The sequence below is a fragment of the Sphingobacterium sp. ML3W genome (assembly GCF_029542085.1).
GTDB lineage: Bacteria > Bacteroidota > Bacteroidia > Sphingobacteriales > Sphingobacteriaceae > Sphingobacterium.
Map to the genome: position 1 here is coordinate 935,138 of NZ_CP107036.1, position 20,668 is coordinate 955,805.

Consider the following 20,668-nt stretch of genomic DNA (forward strand, 5'->3'; position numbering starts at 1 on the left):
TTGCAAATATATGTATTTAGATTTATTATAAATAAGTGAAATTTAAAATATTATTTGAGTTAAATCAAATTAATAAGGGGTTTAATCGCCTTTTTTTAGATTAAATAATTTATTTTTAATCGTTTTAAATAAAGATATGTACATTTGTATGCGTCTTTATGCGTACTTTAATACATCTTACTATGAAGCATTTCACATTGACGGGTTTAACCCTCGCCTTGAGCGTATTGGCAGCGGACGGGCTGCATGCGCAAAGCATACAGCAGCCGACAGTGAAAACTCCGACGACTTTTGCCATTGTCGTCGACCAGCATACTTACGATCAGGCAAAGCCGGAGATCGACGCTTATCGGGCGGCGGTAGAAAAAGATGGCTTGGGTACTTATATTATTTCAGGCCGCTGGAGCAAACCGGAAGAGATCCGGACCATATTGCAGGACCTCCATGGAAAACAGCAACCCCTAGAGGGGACGGTGCTGATCGGTGATATCCCGATTCCGATGCTGCGCGATGCACAGTTTTTGACCTCGGCCTTCAAGATGTCGCAAAACATCCGTTGGGATAAGTCTTCGGTGCCTTCTGACCGCTACTACGATGACTTTGACCTGCAGTTTGATTTTATCCGTCAGGATACGGCCAAGACATGCAGCAATTATTTCTATTATTCCCTGCGTGCCAATTCGCCGCAATATATACAGCTAGATATCTACTCGGCCCGCATTAAACCGCCGGTGGAAAATGGCGAGGATCCGATTGCCAAAATAAAGGCCTACCTGAAAAAAGTGGTCCGGCAGAAAGGGCAGACCAGGGCGCTAAATGATATGGTCCTTTCCACGGGCCATGGCTACAATTCGAATTCGGTCAATTCGACAATCGGTGATGCCCTGGCGCTGCGGACACAGATGCCGCATCTGTTCCGCCCGGGAAACTCGGTCAAGTTTATCAATTTCCGCTCCGACAATTTTATTAAGTTCAACCTCTTGAATGAACTGAAGCGGGAGGGACTGGATTTCGCCTACATGACCGGACATGGTACCGCGACGCTGCAGCTGCTCAACGGCTATCCGCTGGCATCCAATCCGCAACCGTCGATGGATAACGTGGCCCGGTATCTCCGTTCCAAACTGCGGTCGGCAAAAGAAGATGGCCGCGATGTGGAAGCGGTAAAAAAATCCTTTATGGAATCCCTTGGCGTAAATGAAAAGTGGATGCTGGATGCCTTTGATCCCAAAAGCATCGCTGCGGATTCTCTCTTTAATGACGATATGGATATGCAGATCCACGATGTAAAAGATACACATATCAAAGCACCGCTGGTTTATCTGAACTCCTGTCTGACGGGCTCCTTTCACCTGCCCAATTATCTGGCGGGTTATTACCCTTTTTCTGACAATGACAATGTTGCGGCGGTAGCCAATTCTGTAGGTGTGCTGCAGGATCTGTGGCCCGGCGAACTGATGGGCCTGTTGCAGCATGGTGTACGGGTGGGCAACTGGATGAAACATATGGCCTATCTGGAGACGCATATCCTGGGGGATCCAACCTATCATTTCGAAGGAGATGCCGAGCAGCGGTTGAAAATCAATACGGCTATCGGTGCATGTGACGGGCGTGTCAGCTACTGGAAAACGTTGCTGAAAGAAAATGATGCAGACCTGCAGGCGCTTGCCCTGGTTTACCTCTCGCGTCTACTGCCCGAAAAGGAACTGAGCTCTTTGTTAAAACAATATTACTTTGAGTCGGCCTTTGAAACAGTACGTACCCAGGCGTTTATCCAGTTGCGGCAACTGGAAAATCCGGATTATTTTGAGGTATTGCATGCCGCAAAATCGGATTCGTATGAGTTTATCCGCCGTTCGGCGGTGTATGACCTGGCGGAGTTTGGCGGCAACGATTTTGTGAAGGACATGATCCAGCTGTATGTCAGTGATCCGCATTCGGAGCGCGTGGGATACCGCTTGCGAACTTCGCTGAGTTATATGGATCCTATGCTGGTCAGACAGGAGATCGACCGGCAGATTCGCCTCAACCCGAACCTGAGCAACGGTAAACTTCTGGCGGAAAAACTTGACCAGATTGTCGCTTCCGGTGAGCGGGCGACCCAGGCATTGGAGAAAAAGATTTTAAACAAGGACGAGAAGGAGAAGGAGCGAATGAATGAGATCCGTACCATGCGGCTGTACCGTTACCATCGGATGGTGCCAATATTGATCGCGACAGCCTCGGACAAGGGCAATTCGCCGGATATTCGCGTCACGGCGCTTGAAGCACTGAGCTGGTTCCCACTGTCTTATCAGCGGACTGCGATCGGGGAGGCCTGTGCACAGTTGCTAAACTCGGACGCACCGGAAACCGTGAAATATCAAAGCTTAAAAACAAAAAACATCATGGCTGGATTCTCAAAAAAGTAAACTTTTAGGCTACTTCCCTCCAAAAGTGTCTAACGTTTTGGGGGCTTTACATTATTTGGCGGGATGTTTTTTATTCTCTTGCGTGTTTCTTTTGAGTATTTCTTTCACGCCGGCTTTTGTTAAAATAATCGTATTGTAAGTGCCCATTTTGTCCTTTACAAATTCAATGGTCCTGTCGTTATCCTCGGATCTGAAAAATTTTGTGTCAGACTCGGGGATAAGTTCTGTTTCGGTATCATTGTAATAAAGCTTCCCATTCCTATGGAGGATCTGAACCTGACCATACTGGCCCACATAGCGCTTATACAAGGTAGAGTCTATCGCTGCACGATGATGTCGGTACGGGAGCTCGACTTCTTTTCCCAATGCAATTGCTGAAAGTCCATAAGCAATCATATGGGAGAGTGATTCGTTATTGGAAAGGACCGTGACAAAAAGTTTGTCATCGGTATAGCGGTTAAAGGAACTCATTGTGCCGAAAAAACCACCATCGTGTGCGATCAGCTGATGCCCATGGTTGTAAAAGGGATTGATGATAAAGCCATAGCCCCAGTTTTCGGCGTTATGGGCCGTAAACATTTTTTTCTTCATCTCGGCAGATAAAATAGCGGTTCCATAAAGCAGGCTGTCCCATCGTGCCAGATCTTCGACGGTCGAGTAAACGCCATCATGGCCAACATTGATCTGCCAGTTGATATAGGGATTGCGTATCAGGCCATGTTCGCTATGGCAATAGACCTTTGCCATTTTGGATACGATGGAGTCATTGTTGCTGACGCCTGTATTGTTCATGCCTGCTTTTTCAAAGATATTTTTCTTTAAAAAAGTAGCATAAGGTTCACCTGAAACTTTTTCAATGATCTTCGCCAATAGGTAATAACCGATGTTGCTATAAGCACTTTGGCTGCCGGGTGAAAATACATAAGGAATCTGCTTGATGGCCGCATAGGCGGAATCATTGCTGATGCTGGATACAGCGATTTCTTTGAAACCCATGGCCAGCCCGGAGGAATGGGACAATAGCTGATGGATGCTGACACTGTCGGCTTTGGGATAATCTGGAAAAAATCTGCTGAGTTTATCATCAAGGGATAATTGACCCCGGTCAACTAATTGCAGGATCGCTGTCGCAGTAAATTGTTTGGTGACTGAGGCCAGCTGAAATTTGGTATCGACGGTATTGGGAATAGACCACTCATAATCGGCCAGCCCATAGGCTTTTTTGAGTAGTGGGACAGCATCTTTTGACACAAGCACTGTTCCGCTAAAATGATTAATGGCAACCTGTGCCTGCATATAGTCGGCTAGTTTTGCCGATGTGTTCTGCTGTCCAAAAACCAGCATCGGACAGAGGATAATGAATAGAATAAACTTCATGGACTGTTGCATCAATTAATTATACAGCAATGTTACCATTAAAAAAAACGCGGTCATTGTATTTTTGTAAACCCCTTAAATAAAAATCCATTTGATCTCATCCCGCTCCAGGGCTGCTATTTTGGAAAAGAACACTTTTGGTGTAAAACCGGTCAATTTTTTAAAATCCCGGATCATGTGCGACTGATCAAAATAATCGACATGATAGGATCGGCCTATGTTGTTTTTATCGTCCTGCTGGTTTTGAATAGCTGCCCGGAACCGGACTATTTTTTTGAATTGCGATGGACTCTTGCAGATATGCTGATCAAAATGTTTGTTGATCGTTGTCCGTGATCGCCCGATTTTGCGCGACAATGTCGTCATGGACTGATTCAGGTTGTTGGTATCGAGCATTTCGCGGAGCATATTTTCTAGCAGCAGATCTTCAAAAGGGCGGAGTTTTGAGAGCCAATAGGCTTCCAGGGCCTGGATGCGCTCCTGATGATCTGCGATGGAGAGAATGGTGGCCATGACCTCTTTATAATCGGCGTGGGGATTAAAATCGGGAAAAGTTCCGCTGTTGTAGTGCCGCAGGTCATGCGCGATAAAAGCACTTAGCCCCAGCGGCTTGAAGTAGGTGGTGATTTCATTTATTTTTCCCTCGTAGCTGATCAGGACGGGTTGATTAAAGTCGCAGACAAGGTTGGTCTCTATGGGGGCTGTGGGGCAATGTGTTGTAATGATCTTGTCGGCTGTGACGAACGTACTGGTCTGTTCGCTGATGGTCACGATGGTATAAATACTGGGAAAGGTAAAATAGGTAACAGGCTTCTCGCTTGCAGTTTTCTCTAGGATATAAAAACACGCAATATAGCGCTTCAATAGGGGGCTCTCAGGTTGATAGATTTTTAGGATCATTTGTTATACAGCTGTTTTTTTTAACCTTCTTCATGGTTAAAGGTCGTCCGATGAATTTTTTTATTGGTATTCGAACGAGGCTTTAAGTTACACTTTTAATCAATGCGGACAAGTGGGAAGGCAATGGTATTTGTGAAAATTTCGACCGGTGGAAGAATAAAAAATAGGGATGTCATGCCTCATTAAATCAATGAGTTGTGTAAATTTAGCAAAGCCTAATCCCTGTTGTACGGAAATTTTCGGGAAAATTGTATCCCTAAGGGATCTTGTAGTGTGATCGGGTCGTTGGCTTATTCATCAGTAATCGAAAAAAATAAGGGAATGAACAGACACCTACTAAACCTATTTTATTGCATTTTTTTATGTTTTTTCTATGGTCAACCAAGTTGGGCCGCTGAAAAATCCGGCGCATCCATTTTTCCCGATCAATTGACCTGTGAATACCGGACAAACCCGCTGGGCGTAGATCAAAGGCAACCTCGGCTGGGTTGGCTGCCGCAGGCAACCAATAACAATGCGTATGGACAAAGGCAACGCGCTTACCGGATTCTCGTCGGTACAGACTCTGCTGCATTAGTCCGCCAAAAAGGGGAAAGCTGGGATTCGGGTTGGATGCAATCATCCGATACGCAACATATCCGGTATCAGGGTAAACCGCTGACTTCAGACCGGGTCTATTTCTGGTGTGTTGCTGTTCAGGATGAACGGGGTCGGATATCCGCTTATAGCCCGATCGCAAAATGGACAAGCGGACTATTTGACGAAAAGGACTGGACTTCCAGCTGGATTGGAACAGGGGATACCTATGACCCGAGGGCGAAAGACTGTAACCTGGATGATCCCTGGTTCCGGAAAACGATCACACTAAAGGAGACCGTTGCGGATGCCCGGATCTATGTTGCTTCGGTCGGATTTCACGAACTCTATGTCAATGGGAAAAAAATTGGAAACTCGATATTAACACCCGCAGTAACAGACCATAGCAAACGGGCCCGTTATGTCACGTATGACATTGCACCGTATCTGCGCCGGGGGCAGAATACAATCGCATTTTGGCTGGGTACAGGCTGGTCCATCTATGCACCTTATGCAACAGCCGATAAACCCCGAAGCCCCATTCTTCGTGCACAGGCTCAGCTTTATGATACAGGTGGAAAACAATTCGCGCTGATCTCAACGGATAAAAGCTGGAAAACACATCCAAGTCCCAACAAGCTCTTAGGCAATTGGTCTCCGAATAATTTTGGTGGCGAATTGTTCGACGCGAACAAGGATATTCCCAATTGGAATTCGTCGGAATTTTCGGATAAATCCTGGCAGCAGGCGCAGGAATTTCAGCCTAAACTTGTTTTGTCTGCGCAGGCTGTGGAAGATAATGTTCTTTTTAAAGAAATCCGTCCAGTAGCTATAGCATCCCTGCCAAATGGTGATTATCGGGTTGATATGGGCGTTAATTTTGCGGGCTGGACTGAGATTGAAGTAAAAGGCAGTCCAGGTAAGCGGATTGATTTCCTCTATTCCGAACGATCGCAGGAGGAGATGACCTTTAAAAATCGGAGTGCCTATATCCTGGGGCCGACAGGGCGGGGTACGTTCAGAAACAGGTTCAACTATAGTTCGGGGAGATGGATTACAATTCGGGGGGCAAAGGAAAAGCCGGCCCTCACTGCCATAAAAGGTTGGGCCATCCGCACCGGATTTGCGCCAGTGACTGAATTTAGCTGTTCTGACAGTTTACAGAACTGGATCTATGAGCGTATCTTATGGACCTACAGCAATCTTTCCCTGGGGGGAATGATCGTCGATTGCCCACAACGCGAACGTATGGGCTATGGGGGCGATGCTCATGCGACCTCAGAAACAGGAATGGCCAATTTCAATATGGCGGCATTCTATGAAAAATGGATGCAGGACTGGCGCGATGTGCAGGGCACAGAGTCTATGGTGGGCGATATGAACGATCCATCCTGGGCCCGAAAGAATGAAACGAGTGGCCGTATATTCAATAATGGTATACTGCCGCATACAGCCCCTACGTATTGGGGTGGTGGTGGTCCGGCCTGGGGCGGGATTGTCGTTATTCTCCCTTGGAACCATTATCAGCACTATGGTGACCTGAGTATATTAAAAAACAATTTCAATCTGATCAAGACCTGGATCGCGTACATAGATACCCATGTCCATGATCATATCCTCCAACCCTATGGTGGTACCTGGGACTTTTTGGGGGATTGGCTGTGGCCAAATGCGACCGCGGAGGGGATGAATAACAACAAAGCTGAAAACATTTGTTTCAATAATCTATATAGGTTATACAACCTGCGGGCAGCGGTCCGGATTGCTTTGGCGATCGGCGAAAAGGAGCAGGCGCAGGTATGGCAAAAACAGGCGGAGCTAGCAACGTATGCCATTAATAGCTTATTTTACAATACACAAACGCAGTTGTATGCTGATGGCTCCATGGCCAATCAGGCGCTAGCGCTGTTGTCAGAAGTTGCCAAAGCGGAGGACAGGGAAAAAATTATTGCACAATTGGCACAGGATATCTTGGTCAAACATCAGGGGCATATCCATGCTGGTATCACTGGCGGAGCATTACTGTTCAAGTACTTGCGGTCTGTCGGTCGTCATGATCTGCTCTATAGCATGCTGAAACAGGAAACCTACCCCAGCTGGGGATATATGAAGGCTAATGGAGCCACAACAATATGGGAAATGTGGGAAAAAGATCTTCAGGGACATTCGCTCCTCCATAGTTCATTTTTATATCCTGGCGCATGGTATATCGATGGGCTTGCCGGGATAAAACCATTGAGCCCGGGGTATCGCTCATTTGTCATACAGGTGCCGAGAAGCCAGGATGTGCCTATCAGCTGGGTGAAGACAGCCTTTAGGGCTCCGAGTGGTTTGATCAAGATTCACTGGCAAAGGGATGCGGGCAAGCTGCAGCTGGAGACAGTTGTTCCGCCCAATACGGTAGCCATCCTAAAGGTTCCAAAGGAAGATCATATACAGCTGCTGCCGGATGAAAAAAAGATCCGACCGCTTGCGGTAGAAGAGAATTATCGGGTCTTTGAATTGCAGCCTGGCGTATACCGTTTTTAAGGGAGTATACAACGAAGTGATGGTGATGCTATGCCCTTGTGGAGAACTAAGCTTGTCGGTAGAAGCGGTATTGCTATTTTGAAGTTAAAATAAAAATTGGCGATAACGCGCGTTTAGCCTAGATGTGCGTTATCGCCAATGATTACCTGTGGATCCGATTAATCCAAATAGAAGAAAAGCCGGCTGAATATTTGATTGGGCACTTTGGGCGCAATAAAATAGGGCTGAACTTTTCCCTTGTCGTTCAATTTTGGGAAAAAGAATCCACCGGCGGGCAACTTACTTTTTGTTTCATCGCCGTCAAAAGCCCATTCATCTGTATTGGCCTTTGTGAAATGGACTGTAGCACTCATTAGATCTACATTTTTGTCAAAATCCTTGAGTGGCAGATAATCGACATAGACCCATCTTCCGGGAAGCACATTTTTTGCAATGTACTCTTTACGGACATCGCCCGAAGTTGCATTGACCTTTTGTAGCGAAATATCAATTGGAAAATCAATGCTTTTATCATAAATGTAAAAGCCTAATTTATTGACATTGGGATCCGCAGCGGGAGGGGTCACCTCCTGTACTTTTCCATCAAAATAGAGGTAGTTGAAATTTACTTTGATGGTGTTTTCAGGCAATTCAGCACTATAGACCACTTTCTTTGTCACCGTGTCGGTTAAAGTAACAAATCTCTTTTTGGGTACTTTGTAGCTATAAGCAGTAGCAAAATGGATATTGCTCTGGGGTTGGATGATAAAATCACCATTTTTATGATCAAATACGGTGGTATCAATCGCGATCACTAAAGGGTGCTCACCGCCATTATAACCATTGATCAGAATATGCATCGCCCGTTCTACCTCAACAGTGTCTTTGTTGCAGGCGCTGAAAAAGAAGGAAATGCTGATCAGCAGTACCGTAATAGGTTGGAAAAATGTCTTTGTCAATAAATTTTTCATAAATTATAATTCTAAAACCTTATTAAACCTTATAATATTATTAAGCGGAGCTTCGTTGATGATAAACAGCTTGGAGATTGCTTTTGTGGGTGAGGGAACGGGTGCACCCGAGGTAAGCTGGCTAAATTCAAATGAAGACCCTTCCGTATAGGGGATGTCGGTCCCGGCTTTATAAATATAGGCCCGAAATAATACCGACGTTTTTTCCCCCTTGTAATCCTGTATTCCTAACGGAAAAGGGTCAAAAGTTATGGGTTTGGAGAATTCATTGGGTTTTAAGTTTTTGATCCGAATGACTTCTTCAAACACTTTGGGCGTAAAATAGTATTTCCCAAATACAATATCCACGGGTTCTCGGTAGTTTAAAATATTGGACTGGAACATATAGATTAATTGGACCTTGCCTTCCACTGGCGCCGGAAGCGTTGGGAAATCAGCCACTTTTCCGTCCATATAGATAATATTGAGGTTTGTCGAGACCGCCGTATCGTTGGCCCTGATGTCTCTTTCCAGTAAAATTTTATCGGTCGCTTTGGACTTCATGGTAAATTTTAAGTGCTGCTTGCTAGGGTCATTGAAATTATAGTTCGCCCCGAAAGCGATTTTGCTAAAGGCCGGAGTCACTGTCGCACTAAATGTATCCAATTGAAGAATAAGTTCCTCATTGCTGTTATTGTATCCACTTAAATTGATCATATGTACATTGGAATGATACAGTAGATCGTCTCCGCCTTTATTGCATGACAGGAGGGTGAAGAGCAGAAAAAAGGAGATCGCCGTAGCTGTTAAAATTATTTTTGGTTTCATAGCGGTTTATTTAAAATGTATATCCGATGGATAGGCTAAAGGAACTGCCCACTTTCCGGTTGAAGGTTTCTTTATCACCTACGCGTGTCTTTTTGGTTCCATCGGCAGAGGTCTCGTAGTAACCTTCCTCATATTTTTGAGAAAATCCAAACTTCCATTCGTAGATCTCATCCCACTCTTGTGTCGGCCACTCGGAGTTTGACAAGCCTTTCCATCGATCTTGCACTTTGAACGTTTCGGGTCTGTTCACATAAAAACGGAATGGACTGTTCAATAGATTGCTCAGGTTGAGTTTGACATCCAGATTTTTATTTTTCAATAATTTGTAGCTCAGCTGTGCATCTAGCTGATTCCGAGGGCGCTCGTATTCGATAAGGTCTTCGCTCATGGCAGTCATAAAGGTTTTGTACCCCATATGATTGAAGGCTACGTTAGCACCTAAGCGGTCTCCGGCATATTGTAATGCCGCATTATAGACTACAGGTATCTGTCCATAGAGCGGGCGCTTACTTTTCAGGAATTGTTTTTCCCGGTATTCAAAGGTATTTCCATATTTATCGGTGCCTATGCCTTTGGACCTGAACTCGGCCGATTGTACTTCTGAGCGTTGAAGTGTGACGTTTCCACTAAAGTTAAAATTCTCCAACAGGGAGCCCGGAAGCATAAATCCTAAGTTTTTGCGGATATCAAACTCCAGTCCCTTTACTTTGGCCCATTCCGAGTTATTGGTCGTTACATAGATGCGGTGCGAGGAATCCATCATCTGCTGGTACAACTCGATTGGGTTCTGGAAATATTTATAGAAAAATCCAATTGAAATGACTTCCGCAATGGAAGGATACCATTCCAGGCGCATATCATAGTTGTTAATTACGGTAGACAGGACGCCTTCATTTCTGCGGTAAGCACCACCCAGTGCCGGATCCTGTCGCACCATTCTGGAGTTTTCAATCAACGCGGGACGGACCACCGACTGCGAATAGGCCATCCGGATATTGAAATCCTGTAATGGCGTCAATGTCAAGCTCGCCGATGGAAGGTAACGCCAGGTTTTCTCTTCGGTTTCGGGATCTGCTGTCATGCCCACCAGTTTTCCGGTAGCTGGATCGACAAAGCGTTGCTTACGCATGGCAATGGTGCGTGCATCCATCTGCAGGTCATTATCGCCGTTTTGCAAACTTTTATACTTGAAGTATTCGGCACGTAATCCCCAGGTCAGTCGAATCCAGGAATTGAACCTGTTGTCCATCATTCCATAGACAGCCTGATTGATATTTTTCCCTTCATAGGCACTGATGGAGAATGCAGCGGGATAATAGAACATCCCATGCAAAGGGTCCTGAAACTCCAGGTATTTCGACCAGGTATTTACAGGGGCAAAGGTGTTTGCACCGACCGAAACGATCGGCAGGGAGACCCATTCGAATAGCCCATGCCGATCCATAAATTGATAGCCGGCTTTCAGGGTTTGCTTTTGCCCGAACCAGTTCGTCTGGTAGCTCAATGCGCCCTCGGCAATTTTGTTGGTCTCCGTATAATGGTATTCGGAGCGTGTAAATGTCCCGTCACCGGCATTGGCATAGTGTGAAGGGATAATATTGTAAATGGTATCATTTAATGTACCGATCGGGGCGAGCCAGGCTTCGGTAGCATCTTTCTCGAGGTTGTTCAGACGATTGCGGGCAATATTCCATTCTAGCTTAAAATCGCCAAAGCGATGCTCCCCATCCAGCCTGTTCTGAAGCATATTGATGAATTTGGGGCGGTCATACTCCCGGATGGCAGGCCTCGAATCGTGGCCAATATCATTTCCCCAGCCCTGGATCACTGAAAACTGGTTGTTGAACATGCGGGAATAAAAGTTGCGGGAGGTTATTTTGTGATTTTTGCTGTTCCAGCCCAGGTTGATCAATCCGCTTAAGCTCGAATTAAAGTTGTACTGCATCGAGGTCGTCGGATGGATTTCTTTTCCAGTGCTTATATCGTAGGTTGTCCCCTCGACTTTTTGCCAGTTGCCGCGTTCAAAATTTGAAATGTTATCAATAGATTGTTCATTTCGATAGCTGAGCGAGCCTACAAATCCAAAGATACCTTTCATCGTATTGTAACTCCGCCCCAGGCTGAACTGATAGTTTTGTCCGGGTAGCGCGGTATATTTTCGTGTACCCAAACGTTCTAATCCGCCGATGCGTTTGTTTTGTGCAGCGATCATTTCGGGTGTAAAAGGCGTCACTCCTTCAGGCACCGGTTTGTAAGGGTTGGCAGGGTCATAATTGATACCGTTGAATACGGTTAAATCCCTTGGAAAATTGCCCCGTGTGCCATCGTCAAATGCCAGGTAGTCCCAGCTGCCGCGGCCATAGCCCATGAAATCTTTGCCCGTTGACCCATTGATATACTTGCTTCCTACCGAAAAGGAGGTGAAGTTTTTGACTGGAATGGCCAGGGTATTGATCTTGACCAGTCCACCACCAAAACCAAAGCTCAGATCTGGCGATGAAGTCTTGTGGATAACGACATTGTCGATCAGGTTGCTCGGTACAATATCAAATTCGAAGTCCCTTACCTGCACGTCGGTACTCGGGAGGGTAGCTCCATCCATCATGGCTAGGTTATACCGTTCGGCAATACCCCGGATAACGACCCGGCGGTTGTCATTGGTACTGACACCAGAGATGCGTTTTAAGGTCTCACCAACGTTTTTGTCCGGTAAAACGGCTATTTGCTCGCGACTGATTCCGTTGGAGATTGTCGCTGCATTTTTTTGTTTGGTATATAGGGAAGCAATACTTTCCTGTTTATAACTTCCCGTGACAACAACCTGCTCTAGGCTTTTGACCACATCCTTTAAAACGATGCTTAGGTTGGTCTGCTTCCCGGCATGGACAACGATGTCGGTGATCCTTTTTGTCTGATGGGAAATGTAGCTGACCTCAATCGTATAGGTTCCGGCTGGGAGGTTCAACGTATAGCTTCCATCGGCTTTACTCTTTAATGATTGACGGGTTTGGAGCACAGTGATACTTGCATCTACGAGCGCTTCACCATTTTCATTTGTAATTCTTCCGCTGATGTTCCCCTGTTGTTGCGTCCCGATTTTGTCTGTGTTCCGGGATAATGAAACGGGGATAGCTGCTGTTGTTTTTGCCGAAACGATCACGGATTGGTCTTTCAGCACAAAGGTCAGCGGTTGATTTTTGAAAATTTCTGCCAGTACACTATTTATATCGGTGTTGCGGGTTTCTATCGTGACCGGTCTGGACATTTTAAGAAGGCTGCCTTCTACTAAAAATCCATAACCTGTCTGCGTACTTATTTTTTTGAATACTTTGGCCAGGGAGCTTTTCTTCTCGGAGAGACTGATGTTTTGTCCAATCGCCCCAAAGCTGATCTGTAGCATGCCAAAAAGTGTCATGAAGGTGGTTAGCTTCATTTTCAATAGTATTTTTGTATTTTTTTTATACATTTGTTAAGCTGAAATATGTGTTAAATCGGATCGAGAAATTCATTTGCCTATTCCGGCTATCGGCCAGTAGTGTTACGACCACTATTGGCTTTTTTTGGAATTTGGCATTAGGTTGTGTGTGTTATTTTGTTTCTACAATAAGCCTCCTTCCTTGCATCTCTACCTGAATGCTTTTAAACGTTTTTAATAGATTCAATACTTTTTCAAAAGGCCAGGACCGCGGTATTCTTCCCGTAAAGGTTTCATGTGTTGCGGTGCCATTATAGCGGATGTCGACATTATACCAACGGCCCAGTTCGTCGATAACGCTACCGATATCAGCATCCGTAAAGTCAAAGTAACCCTCTTTCCAGGCGATTACTTCAGCCGGGTCCACATTTTTTACGGACATGGACCGGCCGGCTACAATGCCTTGTTCACCAGGCTTGAGGATGATGTGCTGATGGGTATTGGTCAGGGCGATGGAACCGCTTAAGAGGGTTGTTTTGGCGCTAGATTTGGCGTTGTAGGTATTGACGTTAAAGTGTGTTCCCAGTACTTCGATCAGTTGATTTTCTGACCGAACACGGAAGGGCATCTTGGCGTTGTGCGCTACCTCAAAGTACACTTCGCCCGTGATCGTCACTTCACGCGATGAGCCCTGGAAGGCTGAAGGGTAAGTGATCGAAGATTGTGCATTCAGCCAGACTTGGGTACCATCAGCTAAGGTCAACTGGTATCTGCCGCCCCGCGGGGTAGAAAGTGTATTGGAAAGCACCTTGATGACCTTTTTGCTGGCCGTATAAACTAGATTGCCCGGTTTCAGTTTGTTGATATGAATGTTGCCTTCGGCGCTGAGCTCTCCGTTTTTGGAGTCATCCAGCAGGATCTTTTCACCATTACCGAGTATTAAGGTCGCTTGATCCGTTCCGGGATTGATGGTGCTGTTTTGCTCTTCTGCGCTGATGGGCAGCTTGTCAGACTGCTTCTGGAAGATGTAAAATGAGACTGTACAAAGGAGAACTAGGGAGGCGGCTGCCTGCCAAAGCCTATTGCCCAGGTTTAGGGAAAATCGCTTTTTGGGCATTTCTGCTGTTGAGGATGTCTCGGTACTAATCTGATCGAAGATCTTTTCCTGCAGTTGTTTTTTTCTGACTGCACGTTCTTCGGAGCTTAAATTATCGATGAGATCTGAATTGGCTTCAAATGAAGCGTACCAATCTTCAAGTAGCAGCAGCTCATCTTCCGTTATTGTTCCTGCTTCGTATTTAGCGAGTATATCTAGTATCTGTTGATTTTGATCGTCCATTTCCTTTGCTTTATACTAACTAGTACCCTAAGTATTCAAAAGCGGGAACAGGAATTTCAAAAAAAATGATTTTACTTAATTTTTGTGCATATACAACAGCAGCACCAGATAGAAAATATCCATTTGATGTTCTTTGATTTCGCTGCGCATGATATTCATGGATTTCGTAATGTGTTTACGGACCATGGCTACAGAAATGTTCAACTCGTTGGCAATATCCTGATTAGAACGTTTTTCGAAACGGCTCAATAGAAAAACCTCTTTGCAGGTGGCGGGCATTTTTTCGGTGATCTGAAAAATCTCGGCATGGATTTGCTTAGCCTCCAGGATATTGTCGGGTTGAATAGGAGCGGTATGCCCGCTGTAGGATACTGTTTGGATATATTTAGCCTGGATCTTTTGCGCCCGATAGGTTTTAAAGACCTGAAATTTAATCGCTGTTTTTAAGTAAGCCGAAAGGGAATGGCTGACTTGGATTTCCTTCCGCCGTAAATAAAAATTGACAAAAACATCCTGAACGATTTCCTCAGCCATAGCAAGGGAGAGCGTCCTTTTCCCTGCAAGATTGATTAAGGGTTCCCAATAGCGGTTATAGAGTTCGGAAAAAGCAGCTTTATTGTCTTTCAATTGGACCAAATCGAGCAGTTCCTGATCCTTAAGCGCTGTATATTCACAATTAGCCATGATAGTTAAGCAAAGACCAAATGTAAGGAGCTAATTATACCTAAGCGTTTTACGAATATTAATAAATTATTAATATTCATTTGGTCTGTGGTATCTGGAGCACAGTATTTTTTTATTCTTTACTTTTGACTATTGTTGTATTATGGTCAAAAATTTTTATATTTGTTACGCTAAATAACGGGCATATCGCCTAAGCTGATCGGGAAAATCAGTGTGGAGGTATGGATTTCGTCATGGACAAAAAAAATGACATGAAAAAAATGAAATATTACTTACTTACCTTCGCTGTTTCGGCCCAGGTGCTGGCCAAACGTGCTGATCTAATAACTTATCTCAGTCGGCATATTGCTGATCTGAAATATATTTCGGCAGACTTGCAGGATAAACTATGTACGATAACGGTGCGCACCTTAAAACGTGATGAGGCCGCTATTCTTAATCTTATTGCAATTAGAGGATTTAACGCGGCATTTTTATCGGCGACTGAAAGCGCATAATTGCCGCTAAGCTTGGGTGACTGTCTGATCTTTTCTTGCTGATACTCGGTGTATTCAAGTATTCTGTGGAAATAGATTTTTTATTGTTTAACCAGTGCTTTTTTATTATTTAATTAATGAAATATTTTGTAAGTTTGTCGCGTCTTGCCATCCAGTTAATTGCTGTATAATTTATATTTCTATGTTAAAATATTTAAGTGTTTTTGCTTTTTCGACTTTACTTGTCCTTAGCTGTTCAGATAAATACGAACAGTTGGATCAAGATGATAAGGATAAAGAACCCAAAGATGAGACAGTAAAACCGCTGCCATTGCATCTTATCGCAGACACTAAAAATGCAGGCATTTATGATATGGTGGTCTTCACCTTAAAGGACAGCACCTATAAAGGACCAAATGAGTCATTTGTGTTACCCCTGATGTATAGCGAATTGGACTCGCTTATCTGGAAAATTGAAGGAACATCTCAAAAGTTTAATCTTTTGCGTCAACAGGCAGGTGGTTATTCTTTCACAACAGAATGGGGACATAATTTTTATCTGCCAGGGACATACACAACTGTTTTATCAGGTTATAAAGATAATAAGCAGGTGATTACGGATTCGACGAAGATGCATATTTCCGCATCTGCTGATTTTTTGAATGTCAGTTGGGATCAGGTTAAAAATTTAGACCAAAATACAGGTTACACAAGCAATGGCACCTTGGGCTATGAATTTCAGATTCTAAATAGAAAAAAGGATGATGTACTATTCTCGGGTCTGACGGTAAGTTTTGATTCTACAGATTTTAGGAAACCGAATCCTGACTTGGCTGATAAGGAAAGGGAGACGCTTTCAACCTATATCACGCAGTTATATGGCAAAGCAGCTTTTGAAGGTGACGAAGCCGTTTTAAACCAACAGTTTAAACAACTCTTTAAATCATCCGTAGCGAAAGACAAAGTGCTGAAAATATGGAAAACAAAGAAATCCAATATTGCCTTGTTGTACCGAAAGCGTGAAGAGAGCGATATTTTTCATTATTGGGTGCATGCCGAGCCCATTGGTTAAGGGTGCCCATTTGCAGGCAAGGCCGACCGTTTGCGGCAACCAAGGTGATCACTCCCTCTGACTATGAAGAAATGTATCTTAAAGATGGAAAAGTAAAACATCAGTATATGAGTAAAATAGCCGCGGGACTTCCTCGGCTATATACTTAAACAAATTGTTTCTATTCTTCGGATGCTTTTTTCAATAGTTCCAGCCCCTGTTTATTGACAGTTTCCATTTCCGTTTTCACAGCAAACAAGGTACTGTTGTTATACTAAATGGATCTATTTTTAATAATACCAGCAAAAATATCCTTGTAAGTTGTCCCGATAGGGATCTTGTCTTCCTGGATAAAGATGTGTAGTGCATCGATTTTGCTGATATGATTGATGTTGACAATAAAAGAATGATGCACTCTTACAAAGGACTCCGGCAGGCGTTCGGCAAGTTCCTTCATTCTTTTATAGCACATCTGCTTTCCCTGGATGGTGTGCAAGAATACATATTCTCTGGAACCTTCAATATACTTCAGATCACGAAAATTGATTTTCACTGTTTCATAGCCTATTTTTATAAAAAATGAATCCTGTTGATCTTCGGATTGAAGCGTGGGAACACTGGAATCCGGCTGTGCAAACTGATCCTTCACTTTTGTAATGGCTGAAAGAAACCTGTTGAATGAGATGGGTTTTAAGAGATAATCAACCGCATTTTTTTCATAGCTATCAACCGCATATTCAGAGTAAGCAGTGGTAAAAATAATTTTAGTATTCGGAGGGAGCATACTTGCCAGTTCCAGTCCATTGAGTCCCGGTAGATTAATGTCCAGAAAAATAAGATCAATATTGTTGTGACCGATATTTAGGAGCGCTTTTTCACTTTCAAAATAAACACCACAAAGTTCCAGAAATGGAATCCGGCTGACATAATCTTCCAAAAGCTTGGCTGCATTAGGCTCATCATCTACTATTACGCATTTTATTTTCATGTTTTCGGGATCATTAAGGTTGCGATAAACTCGCTCCCTTTCTGGGAGCTATATAATTTATAATTATCTGCATAAAACAGCGTCAATCTTTCTTCCAGATTTTTTAGCCCTGTTCCTGATTGATTAACTTTATAGGGATCAGGATGAAGTCTGTTTCTGATAAGAAAAGAAATGTGCTGTGCTGTTATCTGTATTTCAATAAATATATAGTTATCAGGGCTTGTTTTGTCTATGCCATGTTTGAGCGCATTTTCAACTAGAGGAACCATCAGCATGGGTGGTACAAATATTCCAGCCTCTTCATTACTATTTATTTCAATAGCGATCGGATTATAGCAACGTACCTGTTCCAGATCGATGATGTTCTTTATAAACAAAATCTCTGTTTCTATTGGGATTTTCTCCTTCATGTTGATTTCTAAAAAGAAACGCATAATCTGTGAAAGTTTCTCGATGAGCAACGCTGCTTTTGGACTTTCCCTGTAGGTTTCATAATAAATATTATTCAGTGAATTAAAGAGGAAGTGTGGCTGCAATTGGGCTTTCAACAATTTCATTTCAGTGATCAGCTGTTTTCTTTCCATCTCTTTCTGTTTTTTCATGATGATGAAGGACATAGAAACATGTTTGAGTAAGACCGCCAGCACCAGAGAAATGAAATTGGTCACCAGGACATAAGAAATATGAGCCGTACTGCTGTTAAAAAAAGAATTACCACTAAAAAGTCGAGCAACAAAGTGCGTTTCTACCAATATTCTGCTGAATGATACCAGCGCAAAAGTGAGCAGCAATGTGATGGAAAACGATACTTTATTTGCATTGTACAATTTAGGGTATAAAAATAAGGTGTAAGTGTACACAATGGTCGCAAAGCAAAGGAAAGCTACGGTAGCGATTGCCACAGCATAAACTGCATCACCTATGCGTAGATAGGTATATAGCATGAATAGTATATAAACAATGAACCATCCCGATAGTTGGTACCAAAAAAAAATATTTCTGTTGAACATATCTGATCTGTAGATATAAGTGTCTAAAAATAGTGATATCAGACCGATCTCAAAAGAGATCCGAGCTAATATTGGCGGTATTTCAATAAACAGTATTACTTATTCAGCAAAAAGGTAATTTGAGTCAACAGATCATCCTGTGGCATGAATTATACAGCCTGTTAAAAGTATTGCTCTATGTGTTGAATCACCGATACAACCACATGCTGTTCGATTTATATTTGTTGCTGTAATATAATGACAGTTTATGAAAACGCTCGCTTTATGTCTTTTTGTTTTTGTGTTCGGGAGATTATCCGAACAGTTTTCCCTATCCGCACAAATTGTTGTCGATCAGCAGGAAATCCCCGATACATTGGACGAACAGGACAACTGGGATTCCGTCATGCTTAGATTTGCTTTGGAGATACACGTAGATCGATGTTATACGAGCGAGGGACAATCTACGATAGGGGAATTAGAAGATCCTATCAAAGGAATAGGGCCTGACAATAAACAAAAGCGTATTTTAAGAATTGTTAGCATCAATACCACCAATATTGCAGCACAGGCTGCCAATGCGATTGAATACCCCAAACGATTATTGGCCGACTACATCAGTCTGCTTCCAATTGTTTCATGTAATATATTGCGCAGTATAGTATTTCAAAATACAGAACACACATGTAAAGCTGGACTTTCGAAACTGTGTGTAAATTAGTTTTGTAAAAAAAACCATAGAGACAATAATATAGCCTATCCTAAATAAATAAAAAAACGATGAAACTAACAATTAATTTTTTGGCCTTTTTTTTCGCGACACTATTTCTTAGTTCTAGTGTTTATGGTCAACGAATAGACGACTATTCTTCCAAAATTGACAGTTTAATTCAAACTGCAAACCCACGAACTTTTAATGGCGTTATTCTGATTACAGAAAATGGAAATACAAAATACGCGAAAGCATTTGGATATTCCAATATGGAGCGCAAGGTGCCAATAAGCTTAGAAGACAATTTCAGAATTCAGTCGAATAGCAAACAAATCACAGCAGTTTTAATTTTAAAAGAGGTTGAAAAGGGTAATATAAGTTTAGACAAACCAATCGGAACCTATCTGACTGACCTAAAACAACAGTGGGCCGATACAGTTACGGTACATCAGTTACTGAATATGTCAGCAGGTATTGTGAGTCTCGACAAGCCATTGGCGTTTAAACCGGGCACAGGTTTTTACTATAGCAATCCTGCTTATGGATTATTGGGCCGATTGATTGAAAGCACTACTGGAAGAAAATATGTAGACGTAGCAAATAGTTTATTTAAGGAGTTAAAAATGAAAAATACTTACTGCTATGAAATAGGCAAAAGCAACCAGGGGCTTATCAATGGATATGTGCGATCAAAAGACTCCATTAGTTTCGTAGATTTTAAAACCTTGAATTTTACCAATGAATCCTGGTCAAATTTCATACCGACCGGAGGCATTATCTCCAATGTGACTGATTTAAACCTTTGGGATACAAAACTTCATAATGGCAAAATACTGAAAACAAAATCTTATGTTGCTATGGTAAATTCGACAAACATTGATCCTGATTTTACCTTTAGTGAAAAAAAATCGAAATACGGATATGGAGTGAACATTAATGAGGAAGAACCAATAAAATATATTGGACACGGGGGAAGGGGATTAGGCTTTGTAAGTCTTAAGATTTATGTACCCGCTAAAAAACTGAATTTAATCATCTTGGAAAACACTTATGATAGAAATACGGATATCGTTTACTTTTTTGAAAAAAATATAAGACAGATTGTAATGAATAGCAGTCTCGTAAAATAGTAACTAACGTCTACTATTCCATGGGATACACCTGATCCCAAAGTTCCTGAAATGGATAAGAAGGTGATCGACTTTCAGCTCAAAGCAACACATGTAAATTGGGATGATGAAAAGGCCACAGTAAATTATATGTTGGAAAGTTCGCATCTGATGGCTGGCCAAAAACCAGTAAACTATGCGAAAGAAGAAAAAGAATTCGGGCGGATTTTAGCTGCACGCGTAGATCTACGCCTGGGGAAAAGGACTACAGGTCCCACAAGCACTGTACAAGGTCAGTGCCAACGATACGGTTGAGTAATAAACAAAATCTGTTGTTAATATATTCTTTACCTGG

Annotated in this window: 16 protein-coding genes; 7 read left to right on the plus strand and 9 right to left on the minus strand. The window is 43.0% G+C overall.

The annotated features are described in order from the left end of the window. Positions 1-182: 182 nt before the first annotated feature. Positions 183-2,411, plus strand: coding sequence for a HEAT repeat domain-containing protein (locus OGI71_RS03905; protein WP_282253996.1), 2,229 nt, complete (start codon positions 183-185; stop codon positions 2,409-2,411). A 51-nt stretch (positions 2,412-2,462) separates the two neighbouring features. On the opposite strand, the gene OGI71_RS03910 is transcribed toward OGI71_RS03905, so the two are convergent. Beyond that, entirely contained in the window at positions 2,463-3,788 is a 1,326-nt protein-coding gene (locus OGI71_RS03910; RefSeq protein ID WP_282253997.1) for a serine hydrolase domain-containing protein, read from the minus strand. Between the two features lie 75 nt (positions 3,789-3,863). Continuing rightward, positions 3,864-4,688: an AraC family transcriptional regulator gene (locus OGI71_RS03915; protein WP_282253998.1), complete on the minus strand. Its 825-nt coding sequence runs from the start codon at positions 4,686-4,688 to the stop codon at positions 3,864-3,866. Between the two features lie 321 nt (positions 4,689-5,009). On the opposite strand from OGI71_RS03915, the gene OGI71_RS03920 reads away from it, so the two are divergent. Beyond that, on the plus strand, positions 5,010-7,793 hold the full coding sequence (locus OGI71_RS03920) for a family 78 glycoside hydrolase catalytic domain (RefSeq protein ID WP_282253999.1): 2,784 nt from the start codon (positions 5,010-5,012) through the stop codon (positions 7,791-7,793). Between the two features lie 158 nt (positions 7,794-7,951). Here the strand turns inward: OGI71_RS03920 and OGI71_RS03925 are convergent, their stop codons facing one another. The 5 genes from OGI71_RS03925 to OGI71_RS03945 form a co-directional block, all read right to left on the minus strand. After that, positions 7,952-8,743, minus strand: coding sequence for a hypothetical protein (locus OGI71_RS03925; RefSeq protein WP_282254000.1), 792 nt, complete (start codon positions 8,741-8,743; stop codon positions 7,952-7,954). 3 nt (positions 8,744-8,746) lie between these two features. Continuing rightward, a complete protein-coding gene (locus tag OGI71_RS03930) occupies positions 8,747-9,550 on the minus strand; it encodes a hypothetical protein (RefSeq protein WP_282254001.1) in 804 nt (267 codons plus the stop codon). A gap of 10 nt (positions 9,551-9,560) precedes the next feature. Continuing rightward, positions 9,561-12,983, minus strand: a complete 3,423-nt coding sequence (locus OGI71_RS03935; RefSeq protein ID WP_282254002.1) for a carboxypeptidase regulatory-like domain-containing protein — start codon at positions 12,981-12,983, stop codon at positions 9,561-9,563. A gap of 154 nt (positions 12,984-13,137) precedes the next feature. After that, positions 13,138-14,304, minus strand: a complete 1,167-nt coding sequence (locus tag OGI71_RS03940) for a FecR family protein (protein WP_282254003.1) — start codon at positions 14,302-14,304, stop codon at positions 13,138-13,140. A 75-nt stretch (positions 14,305-14,379) separates the two neighbouring features. After that, positions 14,380-14,988, minus strand: coding sequence for a sigma-70 family RNA polymerase sigma factor (locus OGI71_RS03945; protein ID WP_282254004.1), 609 nt, complete (start codon positions 14,986-14,988; stop codon positions 14,380-14,382). Between the two features lie 251 nt (positions 14,989-15,239). On the opposite strand from OGI71_RS03945, the gene OGI71_RS03950 reads away from it, so the two are divergent. Together OGI71_RS03950 and OGI71_RS03955 are read left to right on the plus strand one after the other, a co-directional pair. Next, entirely contained in the window at positions 15,240-15,485 is a 246-nt protein-coding gene (locus OGI71_RS03950) for a hypothetical protein (protein WP_282254005.1), read from the plus strand. Between the two features lie 181 nt (positions 15,486-15,666). Further along, entirely contained in the window at positions 15,667-16,536 is an 870-nt protein-coding gene (locus OGI71_RS03955; RefSeq protein WP_282254006.1) for a hypothetical protein, read from the plus strand. A 253-nt stretch (positions 16,537-16,789) separates the two neighbouring features. Here the strand turns inward: OGI71_RS03955 and OGI71_RS03960 are convergent, their stop codons facing one another. Both OGI71_RS03960 and OGI71_RS03965 read right to left on the minus strand, forming a co-directional pair. Further along, on the minus strand, positions 16,790-17,503 hold the full coding sequence (locus OGI71_RS03960) for a LytTR family DNA-binding domain-containing protein (protein ID WP_282254008.1): 714 nt from the start codon (positions 17,501-17,503) through the stop codon (positions 16,790-16,792). Beyond that, the gene (locus OGI71_RS03965) at positions 17,500-18,447 is read right to left on the minus strand and encodes a histidine kinase (RefSeq protein ID WP_282254009.1); all 948 of its coding nucleotides are present in this window, start codon (positions 18,445-18,447) and stop codon (positions 17,500-17,502) included. The genes OGI71_RS03960 and OGI71_RS03965 overlap by 4 nt, the downstream gene beginning before the upstream one ends. A 313-nt stretch (positions 18,448-18,760) precedes the next feature. Between OGI71_RS03965 and OGI71_RS03970 the strand changes: the two genes are divergently transcribed. Genes OGI71_RS03970 through OGI71_RS03980 form a run of 3 tightly spaced genes read left to right on the plus strand, consistent with a single transcriptional unit; the run spans position 18,761 to position 20,628 of the window. Continuing rightward, a complete protein-coding gene (locus OGI71_RS03970; RefSeq protein WP_282254010.1) occupies positions 18,761-19,213 on the plus strand; it encodes a hypothetical protein in 453 nt (150 codons plus the stop codon). A 59-nt stretch (positions 19,214-19,272) separates the two neighbouring features. Further along, entirely contained in the window at positions 19,273-20,334 is a 1,062-nt protein-coding gene (locus OGI71_RS03975) for a serine hydrolase domain-containing protein (protein ID WP_282254011.1), read from the plus strand. Between the two features lie 51 nt (positions 20,335-20,385). Then, on the plus strand, positions 20,386-20,628 hold the full coding sequence (locus OGI71_RS03980) for a hypothetical protein (protein ID WP_282254012.1): 243 nt from the start codon (positions 20,386-20,388) through the stop codon (positions 20,626-20,628). The last annotated feature ends 40 nt before the right edge of the window (positions 20,629-20,668 follow it).

Excerpts from the sequence above, each read along its gene's own strand:
- OGI71_RS03905 (WP_282253996.1), top strand. The coding sequence starts at position 183 with ATGAAGCATTTCACATTGACGGGTTTAACCCTCGCCTTGAGCGTATTG.
- OGI71_RS03910 (WP_282253997.1), bottom strand. The coding sequence starts at position 3,788 with ATGAAGTTTATTCTATTCATTATCCTCTGTCCGATGCTGGTTTTTGGA.
- OGI71_RS03915 (WP_282253998.1), bottom strand. The coding sequence starts at position 4,688 with ATGATCCTAAAAATCTATCAACCTGAGAGCCCCCTATTGAAGCGCTAT.
- OGI71_RS03920 (WP_282253999.1), top strand. The coding sequence starts at position 5,010 with ATGAACAGACACCTACTAAACCTATTTTATTGCATTTTTTTATGTTTT.
- OGI71_RS03925 (WP_282254000.1), bottom strand. The coding sequence starts at position 8,743 with ATGAAAAATTTATTGACAAAGACATTTTTCCAACCTATTACGGTACTG.
- OGI71_RS03930 (WP_282254001.1), bottom strand. The coding sequence starts at position 9,550 with ATGAAACCAAAAATAATTTTAACAGCTACGGCGATCTCCTTTTTTCTG.
- OGI71_RS03935 (WP_282254002.1), bottom strand. The coding sequence starts at position 12,983 with ATGAAGCTAACCACCTTCATGACACTTTTTGGCATGCTACAGATCAGC.
- OGI71_RS03940 (WP_282254003.1), bottom strand. The coding sequence starts at position 14,304 with ATGGACGATCAAAATCAACAGATACTAGATATACTCGCTAAATACGAA.
- OGI71_RS03945 (WP_282254004.1), bottom strand. The coding sequence starts at position 14,988 with ATGGCTAATTGTGAATATACAGCGCTTAAGGATCAGGAACTGCTCGAT.
- OGI71_RS03950 (WP_282254005.1), top strand. The coding sequence starts at position 15,240 with ATGAAAAAAATGAAATATTACTTACTTACCTTCGCTGTTTCGGCCCAG.
- OGI71_RS03955 (WP_282254006.1), top strand. The coding sequence starts at position 15,667 with ATGTTAAAATATTTAAGTGTTTTTGCTTTTTCGACTTTACTTGTCCTT.
- OGI71_RS03960 (WP_282254008.1), bottom strand. The coding sequence starts at position 17,503 with ATGAAAATAAAATGCGTAATAGTAGATGATGAGCCTAATGCAGCCAAG.
- OGI71_RS03965 (WP_282254009.1), bottom strand. The coding sequence starts at position 18,447 with ATGCTATATACCTATCTACGCATAGGTGATGCAGTTTATGCTGTGGCA.
- OGI71_RS03970 (WP_282254010.1), top strand. The coding sequence starts at position 18,761 with ATGAAAACGCTCGCTTTATGTCTTTTTGTTTTTGTGTTCGGGAGATTA.
- OGI71_RS03975 (WP_282254011.1), top strand. The coding sequence starts at position 19,273 with ATGAAACTAACAATTAATTTTTTGGCCTTTTTTTTCGCGACACTATTT.
- OGI71_RS03980 (WP_282254012.1), top strand. The coding sequence starts at position 20,386 with ATGGATAAGAAGGTGATCGACTTTCAGCTCAAAGCAACACATGTAAAT.